This is a genomic window from Polaromonas sp. P1_G2, assembly GCF_056405515.1.
Genome location: NZ_JBFUBY010001220.1, coordinates 1 through 439, shown reverse-complemented (window position 1 = coordinate 439; position 439 = coordinate 1). Strand labels below are relative to the sequence as shown.

The 439-nt window shown below is 61.7% G+C and carries 1 pseudogene; it reads right to left on the bottom strand.

What is annotated here, in order from left to right:
* A pseudogene (locus tag AC1D0P_RS29860) lies at window positions 1–404 on the bottom strand (hypothetical protein); the annotation flags it as partial.
* Window positions 405–439 lie beyond the last annotated feature (35 nt).

The following is a 439-nucleotide window of genomic DNA, read 5'->3' as shown; positions in this document are numbered from 1 at the left end:
GTCACCAACTGCCCGCCGAAGCCGACAACATGATAGTTGAAGGTCGGATAGCCGCCGAGTGAGGTCACGACCGGCATGCCCGGCTCGATGATCAGCCGGACGATTTCGCCGAGGATGCCGTCAATGCCGGCGCCGACATTGATCTGCTCGCGCGAAACACCGTGATGACGGGCGATCGCCTCTCGCAGCTCGAAATTCTCGGGATCGGTATATTTCCACGTCTCCTCGACCGCTGCGATCATCGCCGCCTTGACCGTAGGCGAAGGACCGAAGCCGCTTTCATTGGCGCCGATGCGCGCCTTGACCTTGAGATGGCGATTGCGTTCGATCGCCTCCGGCCCAACGAACGGCACGGTCGTCGGCAGGTCGCGGGCAATGGCGGTAAAGCGTGGAAATGCTGGCATGAGGGTCCCCCGATTCACAGGGGCGACCATAAGAT